19 protein-coding genes are annotated in these 19,342 nt (G+C 32.3%); 14 read left to right on the top strand and 5 right to left on the bottom strand.

Translation table 11 applies throughout. From position 1 onward, the window contains the following. Window positions 1-7: 7 nt before the first annotated feature. Both accB and accC read left to right on the top strand, forming a co-directional pair. Window positions 8-487: an acetyl-CoA carboxylase biotin carboxyl carrier protein gene (gene accB, locus ACNQGJ_RS00395; protein WP_417971191.1), complete on the top strand. Its 480-nt coding sequence runs from the start codon at window positions 8-10 to the stop codon at window positions 485-487. A gap of 91 nt (window positions 488-578) precedes the next feature. Further along, the gene (gene accC, locus ACNQGJ_RS00390) at window positions 579-1,925 is read left to right on the top strand and encodes an acetyl-CoA carboxylase biotin carboxylase subunit (protein ID WP_417971193.1); all 1,347 of its coding nucleotides are present in this window, start codon (window positions 579-581) and stop codon (window positions 1,923-1,925) included. Window positions 1,926-1,986: 61 nt separating this feature from the next. On the opposite strand, the gene ACNQGJ_RS00385 is transcribed toward accC, so the two are convergent. Continuing rightward, on the bottom strand, window positions 1,987-3,852 hold the full coding sequence (locus ACNQGJ_RS00385) for a S9 family peptidase (RefSeq protein WP_417971195.1): 1,866 nt from the start codon (window positions 3,850-3,852) through the stop codon (window positions 1,987-1,989). Between the two features lie 229 nt (window positions 3,853-4,081). Between ACNQGJ_RS00385 and ACNQGJ_RS00380 the strand changes: the two genes are divergently transcribed. From ACNQGJ_RS00380 to ACNQGJ_RS00370, 3 genes are all read left to right on the top strand, one after another. Further along, window positions 4,082-5,236, top strand: coding sequence for an NAD(P)/FAD-dependent oxidoreductase (locus tag ACNQGJ_RS00380; protein WP_417971197.1), 1,155 nt, complete (start codon window positions 4,082-4,084; stop codon window positions 5,234-5,236). Next, window positions 5,193-5,939, top strand: coding sequence for a monofunctional biosynthetic peptidoglycan transglycosylase (gene mtgA, locus ACNQGJ_RS00375; protein ID WP_417971199.1), 747 nt, complete (start codon window positions 5,193-5,195; stop codon window positions 5,937-5,939). Before ACNQGJ_RS00380 ends, mtgA begins: the two co-directional genes overlap by 44 nt. Window positions 5,940-6,340: 401 nt before the next feature. Beyond that, window positions 6,341-6,739 carry an NUDIX hydrolase gene (locus ACNQGJ_RS00370; RefSeq protein ID WP_417971201.1) on the top strand — a complete coding sequence of 133 codons (399 nt, stop codon included), beginning with the start codon at window positions 6,341-6,343 and terminating at the stop codon, window positions 6,737-6,739. 209 nt (window positions 6,740-6,948) lie between these two features. Here ACNQGJ_RS00370 and ACNQGJ_RS00365 read toward each other — a convergent pair whose 3' ends face one another. From ACNQGJ_RS00365 to ACNQGJ_RS00350, 4 genes are all read right to left on the bottom strand, one after another. Next, complete coding sequence (locus ACNQGJ_RS00365; protein WP_417971203.1) at window positions 6,949-8,040, bottom strand: HpaII family restriction endonuclease; 1,092 nt, start codon at window positions 8,038-8,040, stop codon at window positions 6,949-6,951. Further along, entirely contained in the window at window positions 8,024-9,304 is a 1,281-nt protein-coding gene (locus tag ACNQGJ_RS00360; protein ID WP_417971205.1) for a DNA cytosine methyltransferase, read from the bottom strand. The genes ACNQGJ_RS00365 and ACNQGJ_RS00360 overlap by 17 nt, the downstream gene beginning before the upstream one ends. Before the next feature lie 965 nt (window positions 9,305-10,269). After that, a complete protein-coding gene (locus ACNQGJ_RS00355) occupies window positions 10,270-11,697 on the bottom strand; it encodes a hypothetical protein (RefSeq protein WP_417971207.1) in 1,428 nt (475 codons plus the stop codon). A 271-nt stretch (window positions 11,698-11,968) separates the two neighbouring features. After that, a complete protein-coding gene (locus ACNQGJ_RS00350; RefSeq protein ID WP_417971209.1) occupies window positions 11,969-12,976 on the bottom strand; it encodes a DNA cytosine methyltransferase in 1,008 nt (335 codons plus the stop codon). A gap of 194 nt (window positions 12,977-13,170) precedes the next feature. Between ACNQGJ_RS00350 and ACNQGJ_RS00345 the strand changes: the two genes are divergently transcribed. The 9 genes from ACNQGJ_RS00345 (at window position 13,171) to ACNQGJ_RS00305 (ending at window position 19,311) form a co-directional block, all read left to right on the top strand. Continuing rightward, window positions 13,171-13,482, top strand: coding sequence for a hypothetical protein (locus ACNQGJ_RS00345; RefSeq protein WP_417971211.1), 312 nt, complete (start codon window positions 13,171-13,173; stop codon window positions 13,480-13,482). 152 nt (window positions 13,483-13,634) lie between these two features. Next, window positions 13,635-14,264 carry a recombinase family protein gene (locus ACNQGJ_RS00340; protein ID WP_417971212.1) on the top strand — a complete coding sequence of 210 codons (630 nt, stop codon included), beginning with the start codon at window positions 13,635-13,637 and terminating at the stop codon, window positions 14,262-14,264. Between the two features lie 211 nt (window positions 14,265-14,475). Beyond that, complete coding sequence (locus tag ACNQGJ_RS00335) at window positions 14,476-15,261, top strand: hypothetical protein (RefSeq protein ID WP_417971214.1); 786 nt, start codon at window positions 14,476-14,478, stop codon at window positions 15,259-15,261. 382 nt (window positions 15,262-15,643) lie between these two features. After that, window positions 15,644-15,961 (top strand): hypothetical protein, encoded by a 318-nt coding sequence (locus tag ACNQGJ_RS00330; RefSeq protein WP_417971216.1) that lies wholly within the window; start codon window positions 15,644-15,646, stop codon window positions 15,959-15,961. Between the two features lie 119 nt (window positions 15,962-16,080). After that, the gene (locus ACNQGJ_RS00325; RefSeq protein WP_417971218.1) at window positions 16,081-16,905 is read left to right on the top strand and encodes a DUF5131 family protein; all 825 of its coding nucleotides are present in this window, start codon (window positions 16,081-16,083) and stop codon (window positions 16,903-16,905) included. Window positions 16,906-16,916: 11 nt separating this feature from the next. After that, window positions 16,917-17,225 (top strand): hypothetical protein, encoded by a 309-nt coding sequence (locus ACNQGJ_RS00320; protein ID WP_417971220.1) that lies wholly within the window; start codon window positions 16,917-16,919, stop codon window positions 17,223-17,225. A 186-nt stretch (window positions 17,226-17,411) separates the two neighbouring features. Beyond that, complete coding sequence (locus ACNQGJ_RS00315) at window positions 17,412-18,125, top strand: helix-turn-helix domain-containing protein (RefSeq protein ID WP_417971222.1); 714 nt, start codon at window positions 17,412-17,414, stop codon at window positions 18,123-18,125. A 189-nt stretch (window positions 18,126-18,314) separates the two neighbouring features. Next, window positions 18,315-18,866, top strand: coding sequence for a hypothetical protein (locus tag ACNQGJ_RS00310; protein WP_417971224.1), 552 nt, complete (start codon window positions 18,315-18,317; stop codon window positions 18,864-18,866). 91 nt (window positions 18,867-18,957) lie between these two features. Next, window positions 18,958-19,311 carry a hypothetical protein gene (locus ACNQGJ_RS00305; RefSeq protein WP_417971226.1) on the top strand — a complete coding sequence of 118 codons (354 nt, stop codon included), beginning with the start codon at window positions 18,958-18,960 and terminating at the stop codon, window positions 19,309-19,311. Window positions 19,312-19,342: the final 31 nt, after the last annotated feature.

The raw sequence follows: 19,342 nt of genomic DNA, 5'->3' as shown, positions 1-19,342 counted from the left end.
AATAATTATGGATTTAAAAGAAATTCAAAATCTAATCAAGTTTGTAGCAAATTCAGGAGTTGCAGAAGTTAAATTAGAGATGGATGATGTGAAAATCACCATCAGAACAACTTTAGAAGGGAATGTAACTGAAACCACGTATGTTCAACAAATGCCTGCTCAAGCTGCACTTCAGCAAGCAGTAGCACCGCAACAAACTGCTCCAGTTGCAGCCGCTCCGGAAGTTCCAGTAGTAGAAAATGCGCACTTTATCACCATAAAATCTCCAATCATTGGGACTTTTTATAGAAAACCATCGCCAGATAAACCAATGTTTGTTGAAGTAGGTAAAACAATTTCTAAAGGTGATGTACTTTGTGTAATTGAAGCCATGAAATTATTTAATGAAATTGAATCAGAAGTTTCTGGTAAAATTGTAAAAATATTGGTTGACGATATGTCGCCAGTAGAATTTGACCAGCCGTTATTCTTAGTAGATCCATCATAAGAAATTATAAATTATAAATTTTGAATGATGATTTTTCGTTATTTAAAATAATTTAAAATTTAAAATTCTGCATTTAAAATTTCAAAAAAAGATGTTTAAAAAAATATTGATTGCCAATAGAGGGGAAATTGCGTTACGCGTGATTAGAACATGCAAAGAAATGGGCATAAAAACAGTAGCCGTTTATTCTACTGCAGATGCTGAAAGTCTACATGTAAGGTTTGCTGACGAAGCAGTTTGTATTGGGCCACCTCCAAGCAACTTGTCCTATTTAAAAATGTCAAATATTATTGCCGCTGCCGAAATTACAAATGCAGATGCAATACATCCAGGATACGGATTCCTTTCTGAAAACTCTAAATTTTCTAAAATTTGTCAAGAACATGGGATCAAATTCATTGGAGCTTCTCCAGAGATGATTGATAGAATGGGGGATAAAGCTTCTGCAAAAGCTACGATGATAGAAGCAGGTGTTCCTTGTGTTCCAGGTTCGGTCGGAATTTTAGAATCCTATGAAGAAGCCTTGCAATTATCAAGAGATTTTGGTTATCCAGTAATGCTTAAAGCGACTGCTGGTGGTGGTGGAAAAGGAATGAGAGCGGTTTGGAAAGAAGAAGACTTACTGAAAGCTTGGGAAGGTGCGCGTCAGGAATCTGCTGCAGCCTTTGGAAATGATGGAATGTATCTTGAGAAATTAATCGAAGAACCACGCCACATTGAGATTCAAGTAGTAGGAGATTCCTACGGAAAAGCCTGTCATCTATCTGAAAGAGATTGCTCTGTTCAAAGACGTCATCAAAAATTAACCGAAGAAACGCCATCTCCATTTATGACAGATGAGTTACGTGAAAAAATGGGTGAAGCAGCTGTAAAAGCAGCCGAATATATTAAATATGAAGGTGCTGGAACGGTAGAATTTTTGGTAGATAAGCACCGTAATTTCTTCTTTATGGAAATGAATACTCGCATTCAAGTGGAGCACCCAATTACGGAGCAGGTTATTGATTATGACTTAATTCGGGAGCAAATTATGGTTGCCGCTGGAATACCTATTTCTGGTAATAATTATTTGCCACAATTGCATGCGATCGAATGCAGAATTAATGCTGAGGATCCTTACAATGATTTTCGTCCGTCTCCGGGAAAAATCACAACATTACATATGCCGGGTGGACATGGAGTTCGTTTAGATACTCACGTATATTCCGGGTATACGATTCCGCCAAATTACGATTCAATGATTGCTAAACTTATTACTACCGCTCAATCTCGTGAGGAAGCTATTAGTAAAATGAGAAGAGCTTTGGATGAATTTGTAATCGAAGGAATAAAAACCACCATTCCATTTCATAGACAATTAATGGATGATCCTCGTTATATTGCAGGAGAATATACAACTGCATTTATGGATAATTTCAAAATGAATGATCCTGAATAAGAAATATTTTTTGTTTAAATAAAAACCTTGCAGCGATGCAAGGTTTTTTGTTTCGTCTAATTCACAAGGTTTCCTTCAACCATTTGAAAAATTCACGCTGCCAAACCTGTGCATTCTGCGGTTTTAGTACCCAGTGATTTTCTTCTGGAAAATAAAGGAACCTGCTTTTTATCCCGCGTATTTGTGCTGCTTGAAAAGCTTCTTGACCTTGTCCTATTGGTACACGAAAATCTTTTCCTCCTTGAATAATTAAAATGGGTTTGTTCCATTTTTCTACCATAGTCATCGGGTTGAATGTCGTGTAAGTTTTTTGAGCTATCGCATTGTCTTTTTCCCAATAAGCACCACCAAAATCCCAATTGCTGAAGAAAACTTCTTCGGTAGTGCCAAACATGCTTTGGGTATTATAAACGCCATCGTGGGTAATGAAAGTTTTGAATCGATTGTTGTGAATTCCAGCCAGATAGAAAACAGAATACCCACCATAACTGGCACCTATACATCCCAAACGAGTTGCATCAACATATTTTTCCTTCGCCACATCATCAATCGCTGATAGGTAATCATCCATTACCTGTCCGCCCCAATCTTTGCTGATTTGCTCATTCCAGTCCACGCCATGACCTTGCATGCCGCGACGGTTTGGAGCCACAACAATATAACCATTAGCAGCCATTAACTGTAAATTCCATCGATATGAATAAAATTGTGTCAATGGTGATTGAGGACCGCCTTGACAATACAAAAGCGTTGGGTATTTTTTTGAAGCATCAAAATTAGGAGGAAGAACCACCCAAACTAACATTTTTTTGCCATCTGTCGTCGTTACATATCTTCTTTCGGTTTTGCTTAACGCCAAAGAAGTGTAGGTTGCTGTATTTACATTAGAGAGTTGTTTCCAAATATTTTTCTTTAGATTATAAGAAAAAATTTCCGCAGCATGATTCATGTCGGTTCTCGTTACGATGATGTTATCACCGGAAAAACCAACTAAATCATTGACGTCAAATTCTCCAGTAGTGATTTGGCGGACGGTAATTGCTCCCGCAACTTCAGGATTGGTAACCCCCGGAAAATTAACTTCAAATAACTGTTTTGTTCCATCTATTGGTGCCACAAAAAAGATTTTTTTCCCGTCACTGCTCCAGATGAAATTATCTACCGTTCCATCCCAAGAAGCCGTAAGGTTTGTCTTAATTCCTTTAAAGTTAACGATCAAATCGATTTTATCGGCTTCATAACCGTCTCGTTTCATCTGCAACCAAGTCAAATTTCCTGTTGGAGAAAATTGTGGAGCGCTATCATATCCTAGGTTTTCTTCCGTTCTATTGATGGTTTTTCCAGTTTCTAGGTTGTATTCGAAAATATTAGTGTTAGTAGAAAGAGCATATTCAGTTCCTGCTTTTTTCTTGCTTACGTAAAGAATGCTTTTGCTGTCTGGCGACCAAATGTAATCTTCATTACCGCCAAAAGGCTTTTGCGGGCTATCAAAATTTTCTCCTTTCAGAATGTCAATTCCCACTGCTCCTTCTTTGTTTTCTTTGTAAAAAACATGATTGTATTTGCCGTCATTCCAAGTATCCCAATGCCGATAATTCAATCCATTGTAGATTTGAACGTCTGATTTTTCCAGTTCTGGATAAAAATCTTTTCCGTGAACTTTTTCGATTTTTACTTCTTCATTATAAAATATATAGGTCCCGTCTGGAGATATGGTCTTGTCTTTTAATACTGCAGCTGTGTCTTTAAGTAGACTTGGATTTCCACCATTTATGGGTAAGGTGTAAAATGTCGTGTCGGATCTGTTTTCTGTGATAGAAGGAGTTTCTACTTTATAAACGACATTTTTTTCGTCTTTAGAAATACCTAAAGTGGTTATTCTTCCTAATTTCCAAAGTAATTCGGGTGTCATTACATCTTGTACCATAGCTTCTAAGCGAATTAAAATAAATTTTTTTCTTTACCATAAAAATAACCAATTTAATTTGATGTTTGTCGTTTTAATAATTGCTTTTTAGCCCCGATAGAAGTGGAAATCCTTTCTAGTCCTGAACTTGTTTCAGGACTAGAAAGATTGTAACGGATAGCGGGATTAGCTTCTGAAATAAATTCAGAATAAATCTAAAAAATTATTATTTTTATAAAAATATTTTGACATGGATTTAAGTTATTGGGAATTAAAAAACTGGTTTACTAATGTCGATTATACCATTGTTGGGAGCGGTATTGTGGGCTTACACGCAGCCTTACGCTTGCGCGAAAGATTCCCGGACAGCAAAATTTTAGTGTTGGAAAAAGGAATGTTGCCGCAGGGCGCTAGTACAAAAAATGCTGGTTTTGCGTGTTTTGGAAGCCTTTCAGAAATCATCGACGATTTGAAATCGCATTCGGAAGAGGAGGTTATTCATCTGATTCAAAAACGATGGAAAGGACTACAATTGTTGCGAAAAAGATTAGGGGATGACACGATAGATTTCAAACCTTATGGCGGTTATGAGTTATTTTTAAAACACGACGACAGTTGCTACGATAAATGTGTTGGAAAATTACCTTTCATCAATGAAATTTTAAGACCTCTATTTAGAGCCGATGTTTTTGCCAAAGAGGTTGACCGCTTTGGGTTCAGTGGGATACAAGAATATCTGATTTTTAATCCTTTTGAAGCGCAAATAGATACCGGAAATATGATGCAGGCGCTGCTGAAAGAAGTGTTTTCTAAAAATATATTAATTCTGAACCAGCAAACCGTTACTTCTTATTTTGACAAAGGAAAGGAAGTTGAAGTAGTACTCGGTGATTTTAGTTTTACGACTAAAAAAATACTATTTGCTACGAATGGGTTTGCCAATGCAATAACTAATGGAGCCGTACAACCGGCCCGGGCACAAGTTTTAATCACGGAACCCATTAAAAATTTAGACGTAAAAGGGACTTTTCACTTGGATAGAGGCTATTATTATTTCAGGAATGTTGGCGACCGTTTGCTAATGGGTGGTGGAAGAAACCTAGATTTTGAGAGGGAGAATACAAACAAATTTGGTCAAACAGAAATTGTGCAAAAAAAATTGGAACAATTATTAAAAGAAGTAATTTTGCCGAATCAGGATTTCAAAATTGCACACCGCTGGAGCGGTATCATGGGTATTGGCAACAGCAAGAATCCAATCGTTTCCCAACTGTCAGATAATGTCTATTGCGGCGTGCGATTGGGCGGAATGGGGGTGGCAATAGGAAGTTTAATTGGAACAGAATTAGCAGATTTAGTAGATGGCAACAAAAGTAAAACCAAGAAAATCAAGGCAACCCGTTAAAAAGGAACCAACTTCATTTATGAGCAAACTTACTCGTTTTTTATTTAAAGTATTTTTATGGTTCCTCGGACTCTCTTTGTTTTTTGTCTTACTTTTTAAATTTGTACCAGTTCCATTTACGCCTTTGATGGTCATTCGGGGAATAGAAAATAAAGCAGCAGGAAACGAAGTTTTTTTTAGCCACGACTGGGAACCAATTGAAAACATCTCCATGAATCTTCAAAAAGCCGTAATCGCTAGTGAAGATGGAACTTTCATGAAACACAATGGCTTTGATTTTGTCGCCATGCAAAAAGCCTATAAAAGCAATGAACGAGGCCGAAGAATAAAAGGAGGCAGCACAATATCGCAACAAACGGCCAAAAATGTATTTCTTTGGCAAGGCCGAAGTTATTTGAGAAAAGGACTCGAAGCGTATTTCACTGTTCTGATTGAAATCATTTGGGGAAAAGAACGCATCATGGAAGTCTACTTGAACAGTATCGAAATGGGGAATGGGGTTTATGGAGCACAAGCAGCCACTGAACATTGGTATCGAAAAGGTGCTTCTAGTCTTACCACGATGCAAGCTGCAGGAATTGCAGCGATATTACCCAATCCAAGAAAATATTCGGCGACTAGTTCTTCCACATATATCAACAGGCGAAAAGCTAAAATTGTACGCGTGATGCGGCAAGTAGGGAAAATTGAATATCCAAAATAGTTTTATTTAAATGTAAAACATAGTCTATAAAATAAAAAAAGCCTTACATTGCTGTAAGGCTTGGTAATACTGGTGGAGAATACCGGATTCGAACCGGTCACCTCTTGCCTGCCAGTAGGAACCATATTAATATAAACCCCAGTTTTACTGGAGCCGTGTTTTTTTAAGTGGTGCAAAAACATACATTTTAAAGCATTTTGCCACTCATTAAGTACACTTAGATAATGAGAATATTTTGTTGTGTTTTTGGTGAAATTATATTCATACTGAAGTAACAGTTTCTATGGGCTATCAAAAACCTCAGCAGTAATTTTTAAAATTATTTAGATAAAAAGGCTGTGGTAAAACTGTATTTAGTTATTTTGGAAACAATAACAAAGATGATGTTAAAACCACAATAAATGAAAATAATTGATAAGCTAGCTTGGATTGAAATTGTAAACAAGAAGATTCTATCTACAAAATCTTTTGGCAAGAATAAATATTATATTCCAGGGGGTAAAAGAGAATATGATGAGACAGACGAGCAAGCACTAAGTCGTGAAATAAAAGAAGAACTTAGTGTAGAGTTAAATGCAGATACTCTAAAATTTATTGGATTATTTCAAGCTCACGCTCATGGACATTCTGTAGATACATTTGTTAAAATGACTTGTTATTCGGCAAGTTATACTGGTTTACTAAAAGCAAATTCAGAAATTGAAGAAATTATTTGGCTGTCTTATTCCGATAAAAATAAAATATCAGAGGTCGATAAGTTAATTTTTGATTTTTTAAAAGAAAGAAATATACTAGAGTAAATAATACTGTGTGTCCATTTTGGGTTAAAACCAAGTACCCTCTGATTAACAATAGAATCTATATTTTGAAATAGACTTTTTTACTGGGGTTTACGTTTTTTAAGTAATGCAAAATACTGCATTTTCAAGCATTTGCCACTTATTAAGTGCCGTTAGATTAATTGGACAATTATTTGATTTATTTAAAAGTCTAAACTTTTCCTCTCTATTTATTTGAAACGTATTTGCAAGTTTAGTTTAAAATAGAACTTATCATTTTTCTCATAAATTTCTCCAAATTCATGTCTTGAACTACTAGCGGTTTCTAATTTTGTGTTTTGAAATAAATAATCTTCAAATTGATTACGATTATAAATATGATAACACAGAACATCTCCGTTTTCTTTTACAACTAAATAACCACCAGTTGCATCATAAATACCATTCCAAACTTTTGAAGGCATCATTCCAAGTGCTACATCTGTTAAAAAACGTTTGATTTTGTATTCATAAAATGTGTGAGCAAACTGATTGTCATAATTTAATGGATTTACCGTATTGATGTTTTCCGTTAAATCTTTTACAGAACTTAAATTTGAAGTGAAAAAAGTTGTTACAATTTCTGCTAAAATATTAGGCAACAAACTATCAATTAAAACCAAATTATTTTTAAAAATATCTTTTTCTAGAGTTATGAATTTTAAATTTCCATTTTTTTCAAAGATAGCTTTAATTCTACCCTTTATATCTCTAGATATTTTTATTCCACGTATTAAAAACAAAGTATTTACTTGTTCCATATCGTGAATAGAAAAAGAGCTACTTTCAATTTCGTAAATAAAATTTGTCGTTTTTCCAGCATTTAAAAGCGTTGCTTCTCCACCAAGTTGCGATTTTATACTAAATCCTAATTCAGCGTTTTGATTTATTCTTTGGTCGTGAATAACAATTCTAATATCAGATTTTGAAGTTGATTTAGCTTTCAAAGAACTACAATTTATTGAGTTCATAAAAGTTTCAATTTCAGGAATACTAAATGCTCCTGTCGAACCTTTTATAGTTGACAATAATTTCGCAGATTGTTCCGTAAAGGTTATTACAGGGATTCTTAACTCTTCTTTTCCACCTGAAATGATTACTAAGTCTCGGTTTATTTCATATTCGAAATTCCCTCCACTTTCGTTTCTTATAATCTTGATTATTGGATAGAATAACTCTTCGACCTTATTTAAGTCGGCATCTCCTGCAAATAATTGTTTGTCGCCAAGCAATTTAAACAGAGCATAAATTTCACTCCATTCCCCTTTATTTCCTGATAGCATATTTTTTAATTCCAATTAGTTCTAAAATTTTATTTGCTGTTGCTTGAATTGCAGGAACGGCAACAGAATTGCCGAATTGTTTATATGCGGATGCGTCAGCAACTGGAATTATATAATTATCAGGAAACCCTTGTAGCCTTGCCCATTCTCTTGGTGTCATTTTACGTATGCCTTCACGATTCACAGTTCCTTTTATGTGTGTAGTTGGAGTGTAGTCAGTAATTCTATGGTCCAGAACTAAATTTCTCTCCCTTCCCATTCCACCAACAACTATTGCATTTGCAATTCCATCATCGGGAATTATTGCATAGCCGAAACCATTTCCTTTACTTGCGTGTCTTGCTTTATGATTAATCAAAGTTTGAACATATTGTGTGGAAAGAAAATATTTTGTTGGCGGTACATTTTCTTCTTTTATGTTTTCGAATTTTGGATTGCTTTCAAGTGGTTCAGGATACACAAAACTTGAAATATTTAAATCTTGTCGGAAACCAACTATATAAATTCTTTCTCGGTTTTGAGGTACTCCAAAATTCTTTGCGTTTATAATTTGTGGTTCAGGAACATAATAACCTAAATCATTTCTTAAGACATTTAAAATTGTTTCAAGTGTTTTTCCTTTATCGTGGCTTCTTAATCCTTTTACGTTTTCAAGGAAAATAGCTTTTGGTTTGTGCTTTTTAATTATTTCGGCAACATCAAAAAATAATGTTCCTCTTGTATCGTCAAAACCACCACGTTTTCCCGCAATTGAAAAAGCTTGGCAAGGAAAACCAGCACAAAGCAAATCGAATTCTTCGGGGATATAATCTTTAATTTGTTGTTTTGTAATGTCGCCAAATGGAACTTCACCATAATTTGCCCTGTATGTTTTTTGAGCTTCTTTATCCCATTCGCTTGTAAAAACGCATTTCCCACCGAGATTTTGCATTGCCATTCTAAACCCTCCAATTCCTGCAAATAAATCAATAAATTTAAATGAATAATTTTCAGGAGTTGGAAATGGAACATTTTCAACTTCAAAAAGAAGTTGTTGCATTGCATCTTCCGCTACCATTGACAATTTTTCTTCTTCTTGTTTGTATAAAATATATTCATCTAAAGCTTTCAAAGCATCTTTTTTGTAATACTTTGAAATACCGTTATGAATGTTGTGTAAATAATGAGTTAAAACCGCTTTGCCGCTATTATTTGGCTCAACAATCCTTATTTGATAGCGTTTTCCGTCAAATTCGTCAATGCTTATGTTTTCTTTTAACTTCATTTATTTTTTGTTCAATTTTCTGCAAGTTCGTAAATTTTGTGATATGAAGTAAAACAACTTTGAAAAGAAGTTCACTATTTTTTCAACCGTTAATTAGATATTGAGGTATTATAATATTTATCTGCTTTATCACTGTAAATCTTTATAGATATTAGGATATAATAATTGACAATGTCTTTGGGCAAAAAGCAAAATAATTTAATTACAAGATAGATTAGTTTTTTATTTGTCGGAATCACTAATTTCCTGTTCAATAATTTGGATACAATCTTGCAAATTTTTCTTTATGAATGTACGCCAAAACCGAATCACTCTCCATCCATTTGGTATTTAGTTCAGCAAATTACTTTGTTTGCTTTGATAAATTCTATCCAATATTCCAGCTGTTGTTGTCAACACCTTACCTTTAGGCACACCTATTTTATCGAGTAACATTCTCATTTGTTTAGCTGTCAGCTTTATCTTCATATCCTTCGTTTAATGATAAATATCACTCCAAAAACACAAACTCTAATTAAAAAATAAATAATCCATTAAAACGAGGCTGAGGCTCGCACACAGTATAGACTATATCTAGCTTTTAGTAATGCATTCAACTTGAATCGATGGAGCAGAAACGGGCTGGTCTAGTCCCTTAGGGTACGTGTAAAAGATTGATAAGTCAAAAAAGGAGTTCATTTTTCTACAAAATTTTTTTTTGAAATTTTGGCTTGCCTTAAAAAAAAATGGTTTTTTACATCTAGAAATTTTTGTACATATTAATAGCTATCAATAATAAGTTTTTTATTTTTTCCTTTTTTCTAGGCGGAAACGAGAATTTATATTTTAAAAATTATCCTCTTTTATACGAAGCCAGGGTCCTTCCTCTCCCCCCAATCTTCTGGTCCTAAAAATTCTAATAACGACTAATTCTTTTTTTGTTATTATCTACTCCTTTTTTCATGTCAATACTGTTGCTAATTAGATTATTCATTTCTTAAATCGGCTGCTCTGGTGATTGATAAATTATATTCCAAATCAATTGTACTAAAATATTCTTGAACCATCGTTAATACCGTATCCATATCATTTTCTTTAACTATTAATGAATCGTGTTTGGTCAAGCAGAATATTTTTTTTGTTTTAATCAGTCGTAAAATACCATCAATAAAAATTAAAGATTCTTTTAGTTGAAGCATAATAGCGAAAGTGTTATCTCCATTTTCTTTTTTAAAATCATCAATCCATTTAACAACATTACTAAATAAATTTTTAATTTTCATCTTACCAGAAGTGTTGTTTTTTCTTGAACTAAACATAATTTCAAACATTGCATTTTTAGCTTGTTTCTTTGTTTCTAAACCTAGTTCATGCCAAATATAATCGTATAGCTTGCCCGAAACAGACAGTGCTTTAAATCGGTTGAAATCTGGCGTGTTTAAGGTATCTTTTAATATGTGTGATAGTATTGTAAATTGTGAATTATTAAGGTCAATCTGAACCAAATTATTCTGGGCACATATATCATCAACTAGAAGTGAACACATATTTGTTAGGTTGGTATCTAGCCTATTATTTGTTGCATTTCTTGCCGCTCTAAAACTACCCATTCTCATTTTTTCGATTGAATCGGTATAGGCCAAATTGATTGACACTTTTTTGTTATGAATAAATTGGCTTTCATCAGCAATACGGAATCTTCCATTGTCATTTATAAGGCTCATTCCTTTTAATTTAGCTTTGGCAATAGCATCAATTGTTTTTATAAAAAATGAATTGCCATTTGGCACAAAAATTTTAACACTTAATTGAGTTATTTGTTCATTGATTTTGAATTCCGATATAGATAATGTGGTGACTCTTTTATCAACTATATTTTGTAATCGGTCATAATCAATTTTAAGTGTAGCAATATCATCAATAAACCTTCTGTTCTGAATTCCATCTGATACAGTTATGTTTTTAATAATATCCTTGTATCCCACTGTTAATAAGGGTTCGTGTTCTTTTTCATTACATAGTACATTTGAAAGATTGTAAGATTTAGAAACATTAAAATCTTTAAAATATTCTGGTGAAACTGAATAATTATAACAGATATTTTTATCCGCTGAATAATATTCATTTCTAACAACTATATTTTTAGTGATTAAGACCTTTAACCATTTAAAATAATAATCATCAAAGGCTTTTATAAGATATACTTGTGGTTTTGGCGTTGGTGTTGTAACATCCCAAAATTCTTGGAATGAATCTCTAAGTAAGATACCAACAAATTTAAACGAATGTGATTTTTCCGTTTTTGTAATATTTAATTTTTGAATATCATCAACCAAGGTTTTTGGTAATGAAATGTAAGATGTTGCTGTTTTTTTGTGAACAAGTTGTTGATTGTTCTTTTTGTTAATTTTCAACGTTAATATTTATTTCTGCTTTGTTATTTTTTCTGCTTTGGGTGCAGAAACCAGAGGTGGCATGCCTACCATTTATCCTCTGGATACCCAAGTAATCTAATGGCTGTAGATATAGATATCTACAGCCTTTTAAAAATTTAAATTACTTTAATATTTGTTTGCTATCGATTTTATTAAATATACTAACAAGCAACTTGATAGTCAACTAATACGGCACATATTATTTTGTTATAGCTATTTATGTTTTAATAATATTTATCTATACATTTGATTAAATTAGATTATTCCCCTTTAATTTTTCTAATAATCCAGCCACAACATCAACAGTCATAGCCAATCCGATTGCTTTTAATTTATTGGTTTTTGATACATTTGGGACATCGGCAACATATCCATCTGGAATAGTCATTAATCTTTCGCATTCCAGAACACTAGGTAAACGATAGCATCCATTTGGGAAATCATATTCGCCAAATGCTGACCTAGACTTCCCAACATATCCAGATTTGTTAAGAATAAATGGATATTCCAGTAACTTTTGTTCAGTAGTTAAGTCTGCAAATTCTTTATCCTTATATATAAGGTTGCCAAGATTCATTTTATAGTATCTAAAAATTCCGTTAGTGAGTGTGATATTGCTGCCCAATAAAACATTAGCTTTTTCTTTATCTACATAGCCATTTACTATAATGTCATGGTATTTAATTTCTTTTGGTTCTGGAATTCCAACATTTGGAATGTTGGTCCAGTAAAGTCTTCTTCGATTTGCTGGAGCTACATCTGCCGAATTTATCTTAACAGGCTGAATATTCCCAAATATTTGAGAAAGTTCGTTAGTTATTATATCTCTATCTTTTGAAGTCATGCTAGCTACATTTTCCATTAAAAAATAAAGCTTTTTTCCAGAAGGCATAAAAACATAAATTTCACTCAGAATTTTTAAAGCTTCATAGAATAATCTTGATTCAGTTCCTTCAAGACCTCTTCTGTCACTAGGATTGATGCTAGAAAGATTTGTGCATGGACTACCAAATATAACTAGGTCAACTTCATCCCATAAGTCGCAACTATATATTTTACGTACATCGCCTAATTGAATGTGATTGGTATCACCACTATAATGATAGTTCTGAATAGCAAGTGCATTTGGGCAGATTTCAGAACTGTAATACTTATTGATTTTTATTCCAGCTTTTTCTAGGGCTAATTTGGCACATGAGATCCCATCAAATAATGATAGGACATTTAAACCTTCTTTGTTGTTTTGGGTTGTTTTCATAATATTTATCGTTTAATAATAAATATTACGCCATGGGGAAAAGAACATTTTTTGCAGTGGAGAAACCCCAATTATTTTTACTAACTCCCTGTTTACAGGGGATACAGCGCTAAAAAAAAACTAAAATAATTTGATAAAACCTGGCACAGGAACTAATTTCCTTGTACACTCGTGGTGTACAAATAATTTAAGATATGAACACAACGACACAAACAATGGAAATCGCACAAACAATATTAGACCAAATTAAATATGCGGACCGTTCAGCACTGATGGCTTGGGGAGCACAAAATTTCGCAGCAATCGAAGAAAGTAAAGAATTCCAAGGTGGCCTAGCTTTTCAAGTGAATGGCCTTACTCATCAAGGATGGATTAAAGTTTGCCTAAGATGGGCCGATGACTATACTATTGTGTTTATTAATAAAAAACGGGAAACTGTCAAAACATTTAAAAGAGCCTATTGTGATATGCTCGTTCCAGTTATCGATTGGGTGGAAGGGAAGTAATTCCTTTTTTTTTGATTTCTCCGTTTTAGAATTAGACCATAGTTCTTTTCTAAAGCAAAAATCTAAGATGTAACCAAGCAAAACCAGCAATAATGGTTTAAAATAATTTGGACTCTAAAACTAAAACAAATTAACTCTAAATACCCAATAATATGATTTACTACTTCTATTCTCGCACTTCAACGATTTTTCAGAATTCTGCAAGGCAAATAGAGTCCTTTAAAGCACATGAAGGTTTTGACCCTTCAAGATTGTTTGTAGAAAGGATACAAGGAAATGTTCCATTTATGGAAAGACCCGAAGCAGTCAAAATGTTCGATATTATAACAAACCAATTTGAAAGATGCACGGTGGTTGTAGATTCCACAGATAGGCTGGGAAGAAATTTATTAGATATTTTAAATACTATATCTGTATTTAAAAAAAATCACATCAATTTGAAATCACTTAAAGAAGGTTTTTCAACATTTTTGGATAATGGTGAAGAAAACCCAATGGCTAATTTGGTTATTTCAGTGATGGGTAGCATCGGTGAGATGAGTCGGAACCAAATAAAATCCCGTTCTATGGAAGGAATTCGTATAGCACAGGCACTTGGGAAATTTAGCGGCAGAAAGACTGGTGCTGTACAAAGTGATGAGAAGTTATTGGAACGTCACCAAACCGTACTAAAGAAGCTACAAAAAGGGTTGACGATTAGGGAGATTGCTGAAATTACAGGGGCATCAAGTACTACTATTATTAAAGTTAAAAAAGTTATGGTTAATAGGAAAATGTTATAGAGTAGGTTTTTTAGTATAATTTATTAAAATAGCTCTTTAAATAGTAATTTCTGAATTATCTAAATTTCTCTTTGTTTATTGGTGTTGCCATACATTATCATGATGAACTAAAAATAAAATTAAAGATATTTTCATTTTTTTTGTGAAAATATCTTTGTGCATCTAAATAATATTTCTATATTTGCATTATAATAATGAAAATACAGCAGTAATGAATAAAAATGATAAAGATTTAATTTGGTCAACCGAAAGCCTTGTAATGTTTGGTATGTGGCTTGTCAATAAAGGAGAACGTGGATATGGCTTACTCTGTATTCATGGTTCATGTTTTGGGATAAAAATTGGTTCGTTATTGAAGTTAACATGGAATGATTTTATTAATGATGATGGTTCTTTACATGTTGACTTAGCGGATAACTTTCCTAGCAGAGATGAATTAATCCTTCATAATGAAAAAAAGGAAGATAGCAGAACCATAAAATTAAGTTATTTTATTCAACGATACACTAGGGAAGTGTACATAAATATATTTGATTACCATTCAAGAGATGTCGATGCACCAATTTATATTAATGTTAAAACAGGTAAAGTTTTAACAACATCAAGTCTAAATCGAGAGTTGAATAAACTCTATGAGCAATTTAGATTAGAAGTTCTTTCATCAACATATTTGGAGTTAAAATTCAGAGAACTAAAAACTAACACATTTGAAATTGCTTGGGGTAGAGATATGGTCAATAAATACAATTGCACTAAGAAAATTTTTATTGCAATTTCAAAATATATGGGACATAGAACGGTAAACGATACGATTAAGCTATTAGAACTTGAGCCGAATGAAGAAATTAAATTTAGTTTCGATTTGTTTGACCCAGACCCCAAAACTGAAATAGAGATGTTAAGTATTCTTAGGGATAAAGAAAAACTATCCCACTATTTATACAGTAAAAGTGTTGCAAATACGACCGAAGAATTCAGGAAGCATCGACAATACTAAGGAATTAATCCATTAAGATATAATCAAATTTTATTATCAATTAAAATTTACCATAAAGGTATATAGGCGAAGCTATGTCTAATAAAAAGAGTGATTTACAAGAAAAAAATAGATAAATATGACATAAAAATTAAGAATAATTGAGAATTATCACAAGGAGATAAAACTCAAATTGAGAATTTCGGGAGATTTATCTCAATCCTATTAACACTTTCAAGTTTCGAAGTTGAAACTAAGCATTAATTACAGAGTAGTAATTTAATGAAGGAATAAAGCCTTTCCGTTTCGAGAAAGCAAACAATCAAAAACATTTTATTTAAACAAAAAAATCTATTCTAAACATGGACAGGAAGAGAACTGCCCAAACTTAAAATTTGTAACTATGAAAAATTCAATGAAAATAAAAGAAAATGATTTCCAATTAATCAGTGTAGTAATCCCAAGTTTAAACGGAAACTATGCCAAGCTTTTATTCTTAACTGGAGAGGAATATGATAAACTTAAAAAAACTTCCAAATCAAATTCTGGAAAGGGTGAGGGTATATATGCTTTATATGCAGAGTCAAACATGTATCATGACATATTAACAACTGGAACAGGGGTGTTGACTAGAAGACAATTTGATGAATTGTTAAAAAATGGATACAATTCAAAGATGCAAAAGGGGAGAAATGGAGTTGAATTAAAACAAGTAGTTTAACAAACTAATCGAATTGTCTTTTCAATTCTGAAAAGATATAACAACAAATTTATAGGAAGATTTTATTGCCCATCAACTGGGTAGTCGACTTCTTGTGCCTTAATTAATAAATAAAAAACATGGCTGAAAATAGTAAAATAGAATGGACTCATCACACAGCAAATTTATGGTGGGGTTGCACAAAGGTGCATGCGGGCTGCGATAACTGTTATGCATCAGCTTTAGCTAAACGATACGGTAAAGACGTTTGGGGAAATGACAAACCGAGACGATTAATACAGAATGTATGGAAAGAAATCGAGAAATATCAAAAACAGGCTGCAGCTGAAGGGGAAATTCATAGAGTTTTTGTGGGCTCAATGATGGATATTTTTGAAAAACCAATGCCGCTAGTGGACCACAAAGGAATTCCATATAGTAAAGCAGAAAGCGAATTTTGGAATACGGGACAATTGAGAGATAAGTTTTTTAATGAGGTGGTTCCAAATTCGCCAAATCTTATGTTCTTGTTGCTCAGTAAGAGGCCATCAAACATTAATAAATACATTCCAGAAAGCTGGAAGAAAAATCCACCAAAAAATGTAATGTTTGGGACATCACCAGTGAACCAAGAAACTGCGGATAAATTGATTGTTCAACTATCGAAGGTTAATGGTCTTAGGTTTCTTTCTGTCGAGCCTCAATTGGATAGAATTGACATGATAGCCAAGATTAATGATGGTACTGATAAAGTTTTATTGGATTTAGTTGATTGGGTAATTAGTGGTGGTGAAAGCGGTCATGGGAAAAGACCTTTTGATTGTGATTGGGCCAGATTGATTAGAGATGATTGTAAAACTAAAGGAGTCCCATTTTTTTTTAAACAGATAGATAAGATTAAAGCAATCCCAGATGACTTAATGATTAGAGAATTTCCAATAAATAAACAAAAACAAATAATTTAAAACAAACAAAAATGAAAACAAAATTTAAAAAATTAAAAACAGTAACAGTTGAAGAACTAAGAACGATTAATCAAAACACAATCAAAGCAAAATTTAATAGAATTTTGGATATTGATGAATTAGTTAAAGAAGGCATCCTAAGTGATGAAATGGATTTTGCCTACCCAGTCCAACTGGGGTTGTATCATAAAAACGAAGATGGCAGTATGGCTATAAGAGTTTACATCAATTCAAATGACGGGCCTAATTCATTAATAATGGATATGACCGTAGAGGATTATGACAAATTATTTAAAATGAGATTTAAAGTAGTTGCATAGTCAAAATGCATTTTATATGATTTTAAACCACCTGGATTATCAATTTCATATATGCAATAAATAGAGAATTAAAGAAGATTCTCTAAATCAAAATTATGCAACTTTTCAAATCTGGAAAGGAGTCAATTTAGAGCTAATACATACTATAAACAACAAACTATAATTAACCTTAAAAAAATAAAACACATGTTTAAAAAAGAATTTACATTAAATGATGATTTCCCAAATACTCAAGGACTAAGACGCTTGTATCTGGATGAAAATTGTAAAGAGAAATATGGTTTCACCGATGATAATTTCTTCTATAGGAGAGATGGAGTAGATTCATATATCATCACCATTAAAGAATGTTTCAACTATAATATTCTGATTGAAATATTTCCAAATCACAAAAACTATCATGTGTTTAAAAATATTGGATATTTTTTAAATAAAACAAACAATACTTGGGAATGGCTATTAACAAAAGCTAATATTCGAGAAACAACAATGAAATCTTACTTTTCAGGAACGGAATATATTACAATGAAAACAATTGAAAAAATCGTTTCTGCTTTTGATGGAATTATTAATTCACCAAGAAAACTAATGAATTTAGAATATCCTGTCTTAAAGGGTGGAAGTGATTTTAAATTGAATATTTACGAAATTATGAATAAATACAGAATTAATAGAGGCGATTTATCTTTAGCGACAGGAATTGACAATGGATTAATTTCAAATTATTTTAATGGTGTTATTAAGCAGATTAGAATTGAAACTATAATTAAAATTTTTAATTATTTTAAAACCAAAGGAGTTCCTTTAAATAATCATGCAGATTTAATTTATTTTCCAAACCATGGGGAAATTCCATTACATTTTATTGTAAATATAAAAGATAAGAATTTAATTCCTTAACGAATATTGGGCTCAAAAGAATGAGTAATTAATATTAGTAATTGGAAAGAGAACCAATGAAAATCTCTAATGCGTAATCACGACTTTCCAAGTCTGGAAAGAAGTAAATCAAAGTAAAAAAACGGAATTTTTTAAACCCATTTGTTATGGGTTAGGGATTCTATATTTAAAAAATTAAAAAAAATAGTAATGAAAAAATTAGAAAAATTAAACGAAAATGAAGTATTAGAGATTTACAGTTTACTGGAGTTTGATTCAGTCCATTTAGACGGCCTAAACTGGAATTATAAATTGATGCAAGGGATTTTAGCTAGAATTTCTGAAAATAAATCATGTGGAATTGACCTAGGAGGTCTGTTTAAAAAACTCTTTATGAGTTCGGATACGGAGATTCTAGGAGTTTTAATTGATAGCGATATTTATTGGGGAGAGGATGATGAAAATTTATACAAATCGCCAGATAGAATATCCCCAAAAGAAAAACTTTTAGAAATTGCTGCATTTGAAAGTGAAACTCCTTTAAAATGGAATACAAACGAAATAACTGAACTAGAATTCTTAATGGTATCGCAAACAATGAAACATGATTTTGTTGTTTCTGTTGGTGAATCATTCGAAGAAAATTATGCTATCTGGTCGGCAAATAAAAATAATTTCTGCAAACTATTGGATGAATTAGCTTTGAGTAATCAATCAATAAAAGTTCAAAAATTGCAAGTAGCCAAAGAAAACATATTCTAATAAAATATAATTACTAGCCAGTTTTGAGGAGATTTATAAGGAAACTGGCTAGTTTAATAGCTATTAAAGTTTAATATTTAATCATGAATCTATGTATTTTATAATAATGAATAGGATATATCTCAGTAAACTTTCGGGTCTAATAAATAGAAAAGATAAAAGGAGTATTCGTATTTGGTGTGCGAAAAACCATTTAAAAATCTATGGAAATTCTTCGGGAGAATTTGTAAACGAAAATGAATTTGAATTAGCTTATAATATGCCTCTAATAAAAGAATTAAAACTAAATCATGGTGATAATTGGATTGAATATTATGAGGCATATAATAAAGGGGAGTTGTATAAAATGTTGGATTTGAATACAACAAATACAATTAAAGAAAAAATAGGATATGTTCCAAAAGGTAAATTGTCAACAAAATTATTTGGTGGGTCGCCAAAATAAATTACACTCGCATTAAATATAAAATCTGAAA

The sequence above is a fragment of the Flavobacterium cryophilum genome (genome assembly GCF_048286555.1).
In the GTDB taxonomy this organism is placed as follows: domain Bacteria; phylum Bacteroidota; class Bacteroidia; order Flavobacteriales; family Flavobacteriaceae; genus Flavobacterium.
Note: the sequence above shows the minus strand (reverse complement) of the source record. Positions and strands in the feature narration are given on the sequence as shown.